Below are 14,654 nucleotides of genomic sequence, written 5' to 3' on the forward strand. Positions count from 1 at the left end.
TGTCACGTAAAAACCACATAGTTGATGGCTAAAATCAATCTAAAATCTTTGGGAATCTAGCAGTTAAATCAAAGTCAGTGCCAAACCTTTAAATCCCCTGCCGTCGCCAATTTGACCGACGATCGAAGCCCGACCAGTCGTCAAATTAATATTGTAAAGGCTCGAAACTCCGGCAACATCGATCGCAGCCAAAGCCGTCTCGTTACCGCCAACACTCCTGATATCAAAGCCGAGAACAGTACCAGCATCAATTCCCAAAGACCCGATCGTATTCAACACTCCATTATTCGGCGGATCTTGACGCACCAAAACATCTAAATTGGTGTCAATTGCAAACAGCGTGGTCGAAGTTGCCCCGGCAAAATTATTCACATACGCAGCCCCTCCAGCCGCGCCCGGATTGCCAAAATTGCGATCGCCAGTCCGGTAAGCCAAATTCCCGTCAAGTTGAATTCCCCCCGTCAGCGTGTCAAAATCGACAATTGCCCCGGTATCCGGGTTGAGGCGGGCGTTTTGACCGGCTTGATTGACAAACCGAATTCGATCGACTGTCGGATTGAAATCAAAACCCGCAGCCCCCGGAGTTAGGGGAACAGCAAACTGCCCGCTACCGACTTGACTTGCAGCCCCAGTAACCGGATTAATCGCGTACAAGCGATTGCTAGAACCCACACCGTAAAGCAAACCGTTAGCGGGGCGAAAATCAATTCCCAGCAAACTTTCTCCCGGCTGCAACCCTGTAACTGCCACGTCGCTGAGAATTGCCCGCGGTGCCGCCTCGTTAAAACCGACAATTGTTTCAGCGCCATTTCTGACAGTTAAAGCGTAAGCTGTAGGCAAAGGCAAAGCCAAACCGTTAATCTGTCTGCCGTCGGCAATTTGACCGACAAAGGAAGCTTGACCGCTACTTAAATTGATATTGTACAAGCCGGAAATGCCACCAACTTCCAGCGCCGCCACTGCTACCTCGCGGCCGCCAATACTCCTGACATCAAAGCCGAGAACGCTAGTAGCATCAACTCCCAAAGATCCGATCGTATTCAACACTCCATTATTCGGCGGATCTTGGCGCACCAAAACATCCAAATCGCTGTCAATTACAAACAGCGTTGTCGAAGTTCCCCCTGCAAAGTTATTCACATACGCAGCCCCAGCAGCAGCCGGAGAACTTCCAAAATTGCGATCGCCCGCCCGGTAAGCCAAATTCCCGTCGAGTTGAATTCCCCCCGCCAGCGTGTCAAAATCCACAAGTGCCCCGGTATCCGGGTTGAGGCGGGCGTTTTGATCGGCTTCATTGACAAACCGAATTCGATCGACTGTCGGATTGAAATCAAAACCCGCAGCCCCCGGAGTTAGAGGAACAGCAAACTGCCCGCTACCGACTGGACTTGCTTCCCCAGTCATCGGATTGACAGTATACAAGCGATTGCTAGAACCCACACCGTAAAGCAAACCGTTAGCCGGCCGATAATCAATTCCCAGCAAACTTTCTCCCGCTTGCAATCCAGTCACGGGAAAATCTGAGAGTACACTTCCCGGATTGGAAAGACTAAAACCGACAATCCGATTAGCAGGAGTTAAAGCATAAGCCGTTGTCCGCGCTGGAGGCGGGGGGCTGGGAACAACGCTGCCAATATTATTAGTGAAACTTGCCTGGTTAATCGAACTTTGTCTCACCCCTCTGAGAGTAGCGAGAAATTCTCCAGTCACTCGGTCTTGAATAACAGTATCGTTTCCAGCTTCCTGAATATTCAAGTCGCTAAAACTAAGACCTCCCGCCAAACCGATTAAATCTGTACCTGGTACAAAATCGGCGATCGCGTCAGCATTTGCGAAATTAGCACCGCCGCTGGTACGACCAGGATCTGCCTCCGCGTAGCGCCTCAAAACAAATAAGTCTGCCCCGTCTCCGCCTATCAGGACATCAGTATCTCGATCGCCCGACAAAACATCATTCCCGGAGTTTCCCGATATGGAATCGCTGCCTTTTCCGCCCACTAAAAAATCGTTACCGTCTCCGCCGTTAATAGTGTCATTCTCTAAATCTCCAAAAAGCGAATCTTGACCTAAATTGCCCTCAATTAAATCGCTTTGTTTTCCTCCATAAATGCTGTCATTACCCGAGTTCCCGGCAATGGTGTCATTGCCCATCAAACCAAAAATCAGGTCATCTTCTGGAGTTCCTGCTAGCAAGTTTGCTTGGGCGGTGTCTCTAATTTCTGCCATGTTCTAATTACCCTCTAAATTTGATACTTCTGTTGCCTAACGGCGGCGGCATTCTCAGTCAAAATATCACAAAGTCGCACTTTTAGGATAGTTTTTCTTATTTTCGGCTTTAGGGGTGGGTTGCCATAAAAGTATTACACGCAGCTAAAATGATATATAAACCTGCCCCCAAATTCCAATAAACCCACTCCTAAATACAGATCACTTAGGCGTATTTTATAGTTGGGTGTGTAGCCAAGGGCGATCGCAGCTCAACTGCAAACAGGCAAGCTGAAATTTTTAGCGGTGCGAACCTATGAAATTTTGTACTGCGTTCATTAGTAATATACGCTGATTCTATAATTTTGGATCTGTAAGGTCAGAATTTTTTTTTCAACTTTAATCTTAAAACCTCCGAAGGTAGTCTTTGTTTGTGTAGCGGCGACCACCATTGCTCAATATAAAGTTGATTATAAATGCGGAATTAGCATAATAAGTTAGTTAAACAGTCGTTTTCAGACGACTTAAGCTTTCAGGCAGAGGTTTAAATCCCTGCCTGAATCGGAGTTTCACGTTTGAACTCTTCCCGGCTTTTTCACGCTTTCAGCAGTGCTTTAGAAGCTGATTGCCCTGCGAGTTTGAGTTGCGATCGCAATTTGATATTCAACAACACCAAGACACTCCACTGACTGAGTATGGAGAACAAAATGGTATTTCCTGATGCTGGGAAAGAAGACGAAGACGAAGACGAAAACCAAAAGCCAACAAATGTTGAAGACAACCAGAGAATAGGAGCTTTTTCTGGGGTTAGCAAGAGCATAAATAAAATCAGAGGTGGCAACAAGAGAGCGCTACCGACAGTGCCTGCGGCCCAAATTTCCTGATTTCTGGTTTTTGTCAATAGGAATAGTTGGGTGATGGCTGCGTAAATTAGGATAAGATTCAGGCAGCAAATTACCCCACCAAATTCGTTGATCTGAGGTTTTTCCAACAGCGCCCAAGGTGTTAAAATGATTACTGAGCTGAGGAGATTAATCGCGATCGCAACTATAGCGGGACTTTTCTCGCTCCAAATTAAATCGAGTAGTGGGTAGCGTCGCCACAGCTTCTGACTGGTGGGAACGATTTGTTTCCGATACCTCGCCCAATCGTACAAAGATTGTCTGTCAGATGTTAAAGCTGCAATTAAAGCAAAAAACATCAGCAAATTCAAGATCAGTAAGGTGGGGAGACTCGTGCCTGATAGGGGGTTTGATTGGAGTGCAAACCCTAAAATTATTGGCTGACAGCAGATAACTAGCCAATAACTTTGCCGCTTGCTCAAAACTGTGGTGCTGGGATTGGGAAAGCGGCGCTGCCATCCCTGCCACAGCCAATAGGTTCCTGTACCACAAACCAAAAGAGACAAAGCAAGGCCACTCGCAATATTTGTACCCACTGGCGAGTAAAACCATTGCAGCTTGTCTAAGTCTTCAACTAACGAATCGAACTCACCTCTATCAACTAGAAAAAGCTGATATCTCAGGATAGCAAGGGGAGACAAAAATTTTAACAAATCCCAAGCAGTTCGTGTGAACGGGAGCGCAGAAATCCCAAACACCACAAAAACCATACCGCTAGCCAACCAAGGTTGAAATCCTCCCAACCAACTGGTTGTCAATCCAAATAGCATCGCACCGCTGTAAAATAAAGCACAGCTAGCTGCAACTGCTATGTAGAAACATAAAATTTCATTCAGAGGTATTTGAGCAGCTAATCCAGCGTACAGGTGCAGGGGTACGGCCAGAATTGCTGCTAGATAAAGTAAAATTGGGACGCCAAGGATTTTGCCGATAAAAATTGTTTTGGCAGACTGGGGACTGAGGCGAATAAAGTTGAGCGTGCCGCGGCGTTCCTCCTTGTCTAAGTCACTGACAAGTAGATAAGTCCCTGCTACTAATAAAGCTAAGACGCTAAATATGCTCAGCCAAACGAATATCTCTAGCCACCACTCCCGCCAGTTAATGACAAAGTTGCTGAAGGCATCTCTGACGCAGATTTTTTCATAGGGATGGGCATTATCTAAAGAGCAAAATCTGTGATAGATGGGGTAAGTGTACTCCCCATTAGGAGGGGGAACGGGTATCTGAGCGCTGACAGACATGAACAGCAGCAGTTGAGCGCTTAGGGAAAGGGCAGAGGCTAGCGCCATATTGCCAGTATTCAAGCGACCTTTGATTTCTCGAAATAACTGGGGATTCCAGTTGCCTATTTTGTCTAGTAAGTGGAGTGTCATTGGTTATTCGTGATTAGGAATGGGTGACGACTCAGTTATAACTCACTGTTTATTCTGGTAAACAGGAAACGAGCACATTAGGATGCTTGTTTGTGTCCCATTTTGAGGAAGATGGTTTCTAAGTCTTCTTGAGTGCAGTGGAATTCGGTTAGGGGAATGTTGGCCGCGACGAGTTCGCGTAATAAATTTGCTGCATCTTCCGGGCTTCCTGAAAAATCAACACACACCTGCTGAGTTTCCGGGATTATTGCCCAATTTTCCACCCAAGGAAAGTTTTTTAATGCCGATGTTAGCGCTTCTAATTTATTTCCTAAAACCGACATAAAAATTTGCTGGCGGCTGAGGCGTTTGTAAAGTTCTTGTAAAGGTGCGCTTTCGACCAGATATCCGAGTTCCATGATACCCACCCAGGTACAAAGTTCGGCTAAGTCGCTGAGGACGTGAGATGATATGACTACGGTCATGCCGACTTCTTGCAAAACTTTGATAATTTCGCGGAACTGCATTCGGGCGATCGGATCTAAGCCAGAAACGGGTTCGTCTAACAACAACAATAGCGGTTCGTGGATGATAGTTCTCCCCAAACTCAGGCGCTGTTTCATCCCCCGCGAAAGGGTGGAAATTAAGCTGTTGCGCTTGTTGGTTAGTTGCACGAGTTCTAACACGGAGTTGATTCGCTCTCGGCGGCGCGGTTGCTGGAGGTTGTAGAGTCGGGCAAAATAGTCTAAATAATCCCAAACAGTCAAGTCGTCGTAGAGGGGAAAGTCGTCGGGAAGAAAGCCGATGCGCTGTTTGAGAATTGGGTGCGATTGATCGCGCAATAACCTATCCCCGTTGATGTAAATTTCCCCTATAGTCGGTTCCTCAGCCGCCGCCAGCATTCGCAGCAAAGTAGTTTTGCCGGCACCGTTGGGGCCGATCAGTCCGCATACTTCGCCTGCTGCTACTTGCAAATCGATGTCATTGACGGCTATATGGCGATCGAATTGTTTCGTCAGCCCGCGAGTTTCTATTGCTAGTTGTTTTGCCATGTTTGGAGGGTGAAAGAAATTTGATGCGGTGTATCCCTGGCATGGAAATAGAATTCTACAACTAGCCTAGCCCGTTCTTCAATGAATTGTCAGTCCCGTTCTGAAATTAAAAATTCAAACGCTTTCATATCTGCTATGCCCGATGGCTACGAGCATCTAATTTACCTGAGAAAGGCTATATATCAAGTCTGCACGGAAAATTCCTCGGGATCAATATCCCAATTTACCCAGCCAATTGCCTCCCTAGCTGATGTCAGGTTAGGCGGCACTCTCAAAGCGTGAATGAATCCCGTACTCGGACAAGTCATTTTTAACAAACAAATCGGCTCGACATCGGCGTTATCTATTTGTAATAGTGCATATTCCTGCCAACTATCTATTTGTTTTGCTTGCAACTCTTGACAAATGCGATCGTAACCAATTACTTCAATTAACACTCGCCGAACTTCGGCATTTTCTTCTGCTAAAATCCATTGAGATTGCCATTGATTTGGGTGGATTTTGCCGTATTTGTCCGGCAATTCGACACCGTGATAATAGTAAATTTTCCATCCATCCGCAAACTCGATCGCAGGTTCTGCTTCCGCGTGCAAGCGGTTTTGACTGTCAAAGCGCAGGTGGCGGGGGCGATCGCACACAAAGCAAATCTTTTCAAAGGGAAATATCAAACCGCAATGCTCGAACAGCAGCTTTTGGCAGCGAAGTATTTCTTGTGCCTTTTGGGAAAGATTGAGGCCTAATGAAGAGATATACAATTGGGTCAAATAGATTTCTTTAAACAAACTCGTGGGGGTTTCAGGGGATTGGAGGCCGAACAAATAATCTGGAAAAACATTCCCCTTCGTTTGTTCCGATCGCGCATAGCTGCCAACCAATTGGTACATTAGCGAGTTCAGTGTGCTGTCTGCTTCGGGGTCGATCATCATGCGATCGAGCTCATACTCCCACACGGCCGGACTTGCAAAGTCTCTCACAATAGATTGGGACATCGTTTCCCAGTTTAGCTTTTTCCCCAATATATTGCTGTCCCATTCGTCTGAGCATTTTTGTGAATGGTCGTGTTTGGGCAAGTTGAATATTTGGAGACAAACGTCGCGGGGACTGCTGCAAATAATAATTTCGGGTTGTTCTAGCCCAATAGTGGCATAGGCAACTTTGACTGCTTCTGTGGCTTTTTGAGCATCAATTGGCCTAGTCGAGAGAGTAAGACGTTTCTGTGCTAGGAGGCCTAACACGCACAGAGCGGTAATTTGAGTCTCGTAGAGACTCAGCGCTGTCAGATTGGTGAGCGAGCGCAAGGCGCTGATATCGGTAATTTGAGTGTGGCGGAGCTCCAGTGTTGTCAGATTGGTGAGCGAGCCGAGGAAGCTGATGTCGCTAATTTCATTTTGGTGAGCGAGCCGAGGAAGCTGATGTCGGTAATTTCATTATTGAAGAGACTCAGCGCTGTCAGATTGGTGAGCGAGCCGAGAAAGCTGATATCGGTAATTTTATTGCCGCCGAGATAAAGTGTTGTCAGATTAGTGAGCGAGCCGAGGAAGCTGATGTCGGTAATTTCATTCCAGTGGAGATAGAGTGTTGTCAGATTGGTGAGCGAGCCGAGAAAGCTGAAGTCGGTAATTTGATTGCTGCTGAGATTCAGTGTTGTCAGATTGGTGAGCGAGCCGAGAAAGCTGATGTCGGTAATTCGATTTCTTTCGAGATTGAGTGTTGTCAGATTGGTGAGCGAGCCGAGAAAGCTGATGTCGGTAATTTCATTTTCGCCGAGATTGAGTGTTGTCAGATTGGTGAGCGAGCCGAGGAAGCTGAAGTCGGTAATTCGATTGCTGTTGAGATTCAGTGTTGTCAGATTGGTGAGCGAGCCGAGGAAGCTGAAGTCGGTAATTCGATTGTTGTTGAGATGCAGTCTTGTCAGATTGGTGAGCGAGCCGAGGAAGCTGAAGTCGGTAATTCGATTGATGTTGAGATTCAGTGTTGTCAGATTGGTGAGCGAGCCGAGGAAGCTGATGTCGCTAATTTGATTGTTTGTGAGCTCCAGTGTTGTCAGATTGGTGAGCGAGCCGAGGAAGCTGAAGTCGGTAATTCGATTGTCGTGGAGATTCAGTGTTGTCAGATTGGTGAGCGAGCCGAGGAAGCTGATGTCGCTAATTTGATTGTAGCTGAGATTCAGTGTTGTCAGATTGGTGAGCGAGCCGAGGAAGCTGATGTCGGTAATTTCATTTTCGCCCAGATCCAGTCTTGTCAGATTGGTGAGCGAGCCGAGGAAGCTGATGTCGGTAATTTCATTTTCGCCCAGATCCAGTGTTGTCAGATTGGTGAGCGAGCCGAAGGAGCTGATGTCGGTAATTTCATTGCGGCCGAGATAAAGTGTTGTCATGCTTGAAAGTATCTGCTGGGCTGCTTCAGGGTCATCAGTGCCAGCCTTTTCTAACAACACTTTAACTGTGCGCCTTGCCGATTTTGAAAGACTGTCAATATGCCTGCACCAGTCGGCAAAGCTGCTAAAACTAATTGGCTCGTTTGGTTGTTTTTCTGACATAAAACACTCCGAGATGGGTAATGTGGCATGGGGCATGGGGCATTGGTAATGGGAAGACTGTTGACTGTTGACTATTACAAATCGCCTTTGCGTACCTTCTTTTACTGAATTAAGTCTTCTATTTCAAATCTTCCAGCTTAATCCGAGGATCGACAGCTTTTAGCAGCAAATCTGCCAACAAATTCCCAACAATCAACATCGTTGCGCCCATCATCAAACTGGCCATTACTAAATACAAATCTTGATTGTTCACCGCATCCAGAGTCAGCTTTCCCAAACCCGGCCAATTAAAGAAATATTCGGCAATAAACGCACCGCTCAACAAACTAGCAAACTCAAAACCCAATAGCGTAATCAACGGATTAACTGCATTCCGCAAAGCATGAATGTAAATTACTCGATCGTCCGGCAAACCTTTAGCCCGTGCTGTTCGGATATAATCTTGACGCAGCACGTCCAACAATTGTCCGCGCATCAATCTTTGCAAACCAGCAAAACCAGTAAGGCTGAGGGCGACTGTTGGCAAAATTAAGTGCCAGCCGTAATCGAGGATTTGACCCCACCAAGGTAAGTCTGCGTGGTCAATGCTCGTCATCCCTCCGACGGGAAACAGAGGCGAAGTATTCTGAGCAAAAAATAGCAGCAGCAAAGCTGTGATAAAGCTGGGAAATCCTTGTCCCGTGTAGCTGACTACTTGCAGAACTCGATCGACTGTGCGGTTTTGATTGACGGCCGCGACTATTCCCAAGGGAATCGCGATCGCCCAAGTTACAATCAAAGATGCGATCGCCATTAATAGCGTCGCCGGTACTCGTTCCCACAGCAGCGAAGCTACGGATCGCTGATACACAAAACTCGTGCCAAAATTCCCCCGCGTCACAATTTGTTGCAGCCACAGCCAATACTGCACAATAGCTGGTTTATCTAAGCCGAACTGCTGTGCGAGTTGCTTGAGTGTCTCCGGCGAAATCTTCGGATTTTGGCTCAATGTATCCAAGTAATTTCCCGGTGCCAGTTCAATAATTGCAAAACAAAGAGCCGATGCCAAAAAGAGGGTTAAAAGTGCCTGCAAAAGTCGCTTTAAAACATAAGTAAATGTTTCGCCACCAAACAGAGAATTCAACTTTCGCCAATTTCGATTCAATTTAATAGAAGTCATAGGATTTTAGATTTTAGATTTTAGATTTTAGATTTGAAGAATTGTGAATGATATTGATTCCGGTTGCATCGGCATGATTTAACCACAGAGAACGCAGAGAACGCAGAGAAAGAGAAGAGAGAGATGAATAATTCCGATGCAAAGGTCAAGGATATTATTTGTCAGCAGTCAACTGTCAACTGTCAACTGTCAGCAGTCAACTGTCAACTGCCAACAGTTAACTAACTAATATTCAACTAGCGTGACGATCGGCACATCCGGCAATTTCTGCCTGCCGCCCAAAGCCTGCAATTCAATGATAAAAGCAAAACCGACAAGCTCGCAGCCAGCTTGTTCCAACAATTTAGCCGTGGCCGCCGCTGTTCCGCCAGTGGCGATTAAATCGTCCACAATCAGCACCCGGCTGCCGGATGTCATCGCATCTCGGTGCATCTCCAGTCGATCGACACCGTACTCCAACTCATACTCAGCAAAATGAACCGCACCGGGCAGTTTCCCTGGTTTGCGGACAGGAATAAAGCCTATTCCCATTTTATAAGCCAAAGGCGCGCCAAAGATAAAGCCCCGGGATTCCATGCCCACCACATAGTCAACAGACATTGCAGAGCATTTTTCGGCTAAGCTGTCAATGGTGTAGCTGAGCCCTTGCGGGTCGCGCAGCAAAGTTGTAATGTCTCGAAACAGAATTCCCGGCTTGGGGAAATCAGGAATGTCGCGAATCAGAGATTTGAGATCCATAAGCTTGCAGATCGGCGTTGAGGGTAACGAGGCATCAAAAATGGTACAATAATAACGTCAAAAAATAAAAATTAAAAAATAAAAATTAAAACTAAGAGCTTCTTTAATTTTTATTCTTTAATTGCTTAATCCTTTACGTACTATGTAAACAAATGTCATAATTCCCTAACAACAGGGTTGAATATCAACATTTGTCACCCTATGATCGAAAGTCAAAAATCTAATATCTAAAATCCAATGATTAAGTTGGCAGCACGAGTGGGTGAGGTTTCTCCTTCCATAACCTTGGCGATCGCCGCTAAGGCTAAAGCCATGAAGGCCGAAGGGATTGATGTCTGTAGTTTGAGTACGGGAGAACCCGACTTTGATACCCCCGAACACATTAAAGCAGCGGCAAAACAAGCTTTAGACGCGGGCAAGACTAAGTACGGCCCTGTGGCTGGGGAACCGCAGTTAAAAGCTGCGATCGCGCGCAAACTCAAATCCGACAACAATCTCAACTATCAACCAGAAAATATCATTGTCACCAACGGCGGCAAGCATTCCCTCTACAATCTGATGATGGCTCTGATCGAGCCTGGAGAGGAAGTAATTATTCCGGCTCCCTACTGGCTAAGCTACCCTGAAATGGTGAAACTCGCTAGCGGCAAGCCAGTAATTGTACGGACTGATGCTTCTACAGGATATAAAATTACACCGGAACAACTGAGTCGAGCGATTACTCCCAAAACCAAGTTATTTGTACTGAATTCGCCTTCTAACCCGACGGGAATGGTGTATACTACGGCGGAAATCAAAGCGTTAGCTGAGGTGATAGTCGATCGAGATATTTTAGTCGTTGCTGACGAGATTTACGAAAAAATTATATATGATGACGCCCAACACGTCAGCATCGGTTCCCTAGGCCAAGAAATCTTCGATCGCACCCTGATCAGCAGCGGTTTTGCTAAAGCTTACTCGATGACAGGCTGGCGAGTCGGTTATTTGGCCGGGCCGAGCGAATTAATTAAAGCCACCAGCACCATTCAAGGTCACAGTACATCAAATGTGTGTACTTTTGCACAGTACGGCGCGATCGCAGCTTTGGAAAGCAGTCAAGAGTCTGTCGAAACAATGCGTCTAGCTTTTGCCGAAAGGCGTCAGGTAATATTTGAATTACTCGATGCTGTCCCTGGAATTAGCTGTATTAAACCAGACGGTGCTTTCTATATGTTTGTCAACATCAGCAAGACTGGAATGAATTCTTTGGAATTTTGCGACGCTTTCTTAGAACAGCAGCAAGTAGCAGTTATTCCGGGGATTGCGTTCGGTGCAGACGACCATATTCGCTTGTCTTACGCCACCGATTTAGGCACGATTAAAAAAGCCGTAGAAAGGCTCGATAAATTTGTCCGCAGCATCTAAAAATTAGTTAGTAGTCAGTGGTTATTTGTTATTTGTTATCGGTAGCAGCTTAATGCTGACTGCTGACTGCTGACTAATGACTAATGACCAATGACTAATCACTAAAGCTGTTTAGTCATGATTTCCTTGAGCAAATCCAGCCCCTTCTTAACTCGCCGAGAAACTGTCACCGCACTGATACCCAAGCGTTCAGCCGTTTCTTTCTGCGTCAAATCGTAGAGAAAAACAAACTCCAATATCTCGCGAGTCCGTTGTTCCAACATAGCCAAAGCTTGCTGTACGCGAATTTGATCCTCTTGCGCCAACTGAAAACTCCGATATTTGCTATCGGGCACCAATTCTCCCAGACAAGTAGCCCCCTCATCTTCATCTTGCATCGGCGCGTCCAAACTCAGAGGCGATCTGTTGAGATGGGCCAACTTAATTTCTTGCCATTCTTGTACAGAAACCTCAAGGACTGCTGCTACTTCAGCATCCGTAGGTTTGCGGTTTAACTGCACCTGCAACTCCTTGATCGCTGCTACTGATTTGCGTTCCAGGGACTGCCAGTGGCGGGGAAATCGCACAGAAGGGCTTTTGTCCCGCAAATAGTGTTGAATTTCGCCCCGTATGTAGGGAATTGCAAAGGAACTAAAAGCGTGTCCCTTGGCGATATCAAACCGCTCGATCGCCCTGATCAAACCAATACATCCGACTTGCAGCAAATCGTCGTAGCTTTCACCGCACTGGTTGATCCAGTGGTAAACTTCTTTTCTGACCAGTCCAATATTCAGTTTAACTAACTGATTGCGGATTTCATTCGATCCAGAAAGTTGGTACTCGCGCAACAATTGCAAATTTTCGCTTTTTAGCTCGTTCGGCAGTGTGGTAGACATGGTGGCATAAGGGTGGGTAGAGCAGAGGACTGAAGTTGCTTTAGATCTAGTTTCCAATCTAGTCTAAAAAAATTCACTTTTATGTAGTGTAATCGTAGCACTTAATATGTGTGATAGCGGACACACCAGTTGAGTTTTCGGAACGTGAACGGATTTAGCGGGATTATCCGAAGGTTTTCGGCATAAGGCAGACTTTTACCAGGTAGAAGACCTGCGACCAAATCTCCTATTTAATCAGGTTTTTTAAAAAAATACATTATAAGCTGAAAGCGCTGTGAATACAATACTTTAATTAATAAAAAATCCCAACTTCATAACTTGCGAATTACCACAATTAAATCATAAATTTAGTCATTAGTCAACAGTCCTAAGTTAGGTTGCTCAAGACTGTTGGCTAATGAAGAGCGAGCAGTACCTTTAGGGTAAAAAACTACTCAAGTTCGATCGATCCAGAAAGCCAATTTTACGATACAGAAGGCTCAATCCGAGCGTAAAACAAACCCCGAATTTTCACGTCCAGAGCCGGTCTAGCTCCCAAATCAGTATCAGAAGGCTGCGTGCTCTCAAAAATCCCGCCAACTTCGCCAGTGGCGCTGTTAACTTTAGCAACTTGGAGAGAAATTCTGCCCGCCTTGGTGCGAGTGTCAGCCAGCTTAACATTAGACCGTTGCAGTTTGGAATTGTCAGTAGCCGGAAGCGCTACAGCATTGTCGTAGCCAGTCGATACCCCGCGACCTTTAGGGTCCAAAAAGCCTGCGCTGCGGTAAGAAGGAACGTTAAACTCCCCTCTCAAATCGGTGGAAGTATTGATAGCAACTACTCCGGGTTCGGAACTAGCTACCAGTTCTTTAATGGTAAACAAGAAAGGTACTTGCTCTCCGCCCGGTAATTGAATCGTAATAGCTTGAAAATCCAAGCCGTCTTCTTCTGTGAAAGTCAGAGTTCCGTCATTACCGACCTTAAGCGTACCTTGAACTTGGTCAATGCTCGACGTGAACCGTGTCAGCAATTTACCAGGCACAAATTCCGCTTCTTGGCGTTTGTTTGCTGGTTCTTCCTTCACAAAATAAGTTGTGGGCTGCAAACACAAACCAGTCAGTTTATAGGTGGCGCCCGCTTCGATGGGGATCGATCCCCGAGAAGTTTCTGCCAAGCTAGGGCAGTTATTAGCCAAGCCAGTACCTCTAATCTCGTCGTAGGTGAGCAACTCAGTAGTCGCCACCGTCGTGTCAGAAGCAGAAGAACAAGCAACCAGCGCACTCATGCAAAATGCTAAAAGTGCAACAATTAAAGCACGATATTTCATTGCAAACCTCAATATCCAACATCGGATTATATTAAGAAAAAGCCCTACTTCGAGCAAAATATAATTGCCCGCCGGCAGGCTAGGCCAGCGCTTAGGGCAGCATTTAGATCCAGATCGCTCGCTTCACCGACACAGGCATTGACTCAGAAAATCAAGCTAGTGCGCCGTGAAAATAAGCATGAACTTATGATTTCTCAATCATGTTCCGATCGCAGCCCAATACACATGGTACGACGGGTTGTGCTCTTTTCCTGACTTGGACTGCAAATTAATATTGCTTAAGTCAACCTACTTAAGTTACTTTGCTTATGACCCCGAATGGCGATCGCGACTAGCTCGATTAGTCGGTTGACCAAAAGGCTGGGGACAAAGGCCTTGTAGATTTCAAAGGAAGCAGCGGTATGGACAACGGCAAAGATTTAGAGTCAGAAAAGTTGCAGTCTCAAATGCAATCGCTGACAGAGGCGATTCGGACTTTAGCCGAAAGTTGTCAGGGAGACAGTCTGCTGCTTTTGGCCCTGCTGCGGAGGCTGGAAGCTTCGCACCGGGAAATTCGGGACGGTTTGTTTCAAGCGTCTTTTCCCGACAACCGCCAAGCACTTTACAAACTGCTCAGGAATATTGAAGCCAATGGCGGCTGGCCTTACATCCACCGCATGAAACTTCGATCGCTCTTGGGGTACACCCAACAATTATCTCCTCTAGAAGATTCTCCGGCCGAGTCGCCAGAAGACTCGGCCGAAACTCCCCAGGACGTTAAATAGTTATGAGTGATGAGTTTAGTGAGTTTTACATTAACTCATAACTCATCACTGAGCGGCGCGATCGCACCTAAAGCCCCTAAGGTGTAGGAAAAGGTGTAGGAAAAGGTATCGGGTTCGGCACCGGCGTCGGGAACGGCGTCGGGCCGGGCATTGGCCATAGTCCGGGAGTCCGCGCCGGGGGGATCGAACTAATTGACAGCAGGGGCGAATCAGCATCAGGCACGCTAACTGTCGGTGGAATCGGAATCCTCGGAGTCGGCGTCGGAGGCGAAGTTGGAGTAGGAGGCGAAGTTGGAGTAGGAGGCGAAGTTGGAGTAGGAGGCGAAGTTGGAGTAGGAGGCGAAGTTGGAGTAGGAGG

Annotated in this window: 10 protein-coding genes and 2 pseudogenes; 2 read left to right on the forward strand and 10 right to left on the reverse strand. The window is 46.5% G+C overall.

Annotation, left to right across the window (positions count from 1 at the left end; all coding sequences use genetic code 11):
• Positions 1 to 63: 63 nt before the first annotated feature.
• From QUA25_RS18930 to QUA25_RS18960, 7 genes and pseudogenes are all read right to left on the reverse strand, one after another.
• Positions 64 to 2,226 carry a DUF4394 domain-containing protein gene (locus tag QUA25_RS18930; protein WP_333040465.1) on the reverse strand — a complete coding sequence of 721 codons (2,163 nt, stop codon included), beginning with the start codon at positions 2,224 to 2,226 and terminating at the stop codon, positions 64 to 66.
• A gap of 574 nt (positions 2,227 to 2,800) precedes the next feature.
• Complete coding sequence (locus QUA25_RS18935) at positions 2,801 to 4,480, reverse strand: hypothetical protein (RefSeq protein WP_333040467.1); 1,680 nt, start codon at positions 4,478 to 4,480, stop codon at positions 2,801 to 2,803.
• Positions 4,481 to 4,557: 77 nt separating this feature from the next.
• On the reverse strand, positions 4,558 to 5,511 hold the full coding sequence (locus QUA25_RS18940) for an ABC transporter ATP-binding protein (protein WP_333040469.1): 954 nt from the start codon (positions 5,509 to 5,511) through the stop codon (positions 4,558 to 4,560).
• Between the two features lie 182 nt (positions 5,512 to 5,693).
• Positions 5,694 to 6,809: a DUF6745 domain-containing protein gene (locus tag QUA25_RS18945; RefSeq protein WP_333040471.1), complete on the reverse strand. Its 1,116-nt coding sequence runs from the start codon at positions 6,807 to 6,809 to the stop codon at positions 5,694 to 5,696.
• A 161-nt stretch (positions 6,810 to 6,970) separates the two neighbouring features.
• Positions 6,971 to 8,086, reverse strand: a pseudogene (locus QUA25_RS18950) (leucine-rich repeat domain-containing protein); the annotation flags it as partial.
• Positions 8,087 to 8,168: 82 nt separating this feature from the next.
• Positions 8,169 to 9,209 carry an ABC transporter permease gene (locus QUA25_RS18955; protein ID WP_333040473.1) on the reverse strand — a complete coding sequence of 347 codons (1,041 nt, stop codon included), beginning with the start codon at positions 9,207 to 9,209 and terminating at the stop codon, positions 8,169 to 8,171.
• Positions 9,210 to 9,434: 225 nt separating this feature from the next.
• Positions 9,435 to 9,947, reverse strand: a complete 513-nt coding sequence (locus QUA25_RS18960; RefSeq protein WP_333040475.1) for an adenine phosphoribosyltransferase — start codon at positions 9,945 to 9,947, stop codon at positions 9,435 to 9,437.
• A gap of 237 nt (positions 9,948 to 10,184) precedes the next feature.
• Here QUA25_RS18960 and QUA25_RS18965 point away from each other — a divergent pair, with 237 nt between their 5' ends.
• Complete coding sequence (locus QUA25_RS18965) at positions 10,185 to 11,351, forward strand: pyridoxal phosphate-dependent aminotransferase (RefSeq protein ID WP_333040476.1); 1,167 nt, start codon at positions 10,185 to 10,187, stop codon at positions 11,349 to 11,351.
• Between the two features lie 101 nt (positions 11,352 to 11,452).
• On the opposite strand, the gene QUA25_RS18970 is transcribed toward QUA25_RS18965, so the two are convergent.
• Positions 11,453 to 12,226 (reverse strand): RNA polymerase sigma factor SigF, encoded by a 774-nt coding sequence (locus tag QUA25_RS18970; RefSeq protein WP_333040477.1) that lies wholly within the window; start codon positions 12,224 to 12,226, stop codon positions 11,453 to 11,455.
• Between the two features lie 463 nt (positions 12,227 to 12,689).
• Complete coding sequence (locus QUA25_RS18975; protein WP_333040478.1) at positions 12,690 to 13,532, reverse strand: photosystem II manganese-stabilizing polypeptide; 843 nt, start codon at positions 13,530 to 13,532, stop codon at positions 12,690 to 12,692.
• Between the two features lie 401 nt (positions 13,533 to 13,933).
• On the opposite strand from QUA25_RS18975, the gene QUA25_RS18980 reads away from it, so the two are divergent.
• On the forward strand, positions 13,934 to 14,296 hold the full coding sequence (locus tag QUA25_RS18980; RefSeq protein WP_333040479.1) for a hypothetical protein: 363 nt from the start codon (positions 13,934 to 13,936) through the stop codon (positions 14,294 to 14,296).
• Between the two features lie 76 nt (positions 14,297 to 14,372).
• On the opposite strand, the pseudogene QUA25_RS18985 reads toward QUA25_RS18980, so the two are convergent.
• A pseudogene (locus QUA25_RS18985) lies at positions 14,373 to 14,654 on the reverse strand (calcium-binding protein); the annotation flags it as partial.

The sequence above is a fragment of the Microcoleus sp. Pol17C6 genome, assembly GCF_036701145.1.
Classification (GTDB): domain Bacteria; phylum Cyanobacteriota; class Cyanobacteriia; order Cyanobacteriales; family Microcoleaceae; genus Microcoleus.

Excerpts from the sequence above, each read along its gene's own strand:
- QUA25_RS18930 (WP_333040465.1), bottom strand. The coding sequence starts at position 2,226 with ATGGCAGAAATTAGAGACACCGCCCAAGCAAACTTGCTAGCAGGAACT.
- QUA25_RS18935 (WP_333040467.1), bottom strand. The coding sequence starts at position 4,480 with ATGACACTCCACTTACTAGACAAAATAGGCAACTGGAATCCCCAGTTA.
- QUA25_RS18940 (WP_333040469.1), bottom strand. The coding sequence starts at position 5,511 with ATGGCAAAACAACTAGCAATAGAAACTCGCGGGCTGACGAAACAATTC.
- QUA25_RS18955 (WP_333040473.1), bottom strand. The coding sequence starts at position 9,209 with ATGACTTCTATTAAATTGAATCGAAATTGGCGAAAGTTGAATTCTCTG.
- QUA25_RS18960 (WP_333040475.1), bottom strand. The coding sequence starts at position 9,947 with ATGGATCTCAAATCTCTGATTCGCGACATTCCTGATTTCCCCAAGCCG.
- QUA25_RS18965 (WP_333040476.1), top strand. The coding sequence starts at position 10,185 with ATGATTAAGTTGGCAGCACGAGTGGGTGAGGTTTCTCCTTCCATAACC.
- QUA25_RS18970 (WP_333040477.1), bottom strand. The coding sequence starts at position 12,226 with ATGTCTACCACACTGCCGAACGAGCTAAAAAGCGAAAATTTGCAATTG.
- QUA25_RS18975 (WP_333040478.1), bottom strand. The coding sequence starts at position 13,532 with ATGAAATATCGTGCTTTAATTGTTGCACTTTTAGCATTTTGCATGAGT.
- QUA25_RS18980 (WP_333040479.1), top strand. The coding sequence starts at position 13,934 with ATGGACAACGGCAAAGATTTAGAGTCAGAAAAGTTGCAGTCTCAAATG.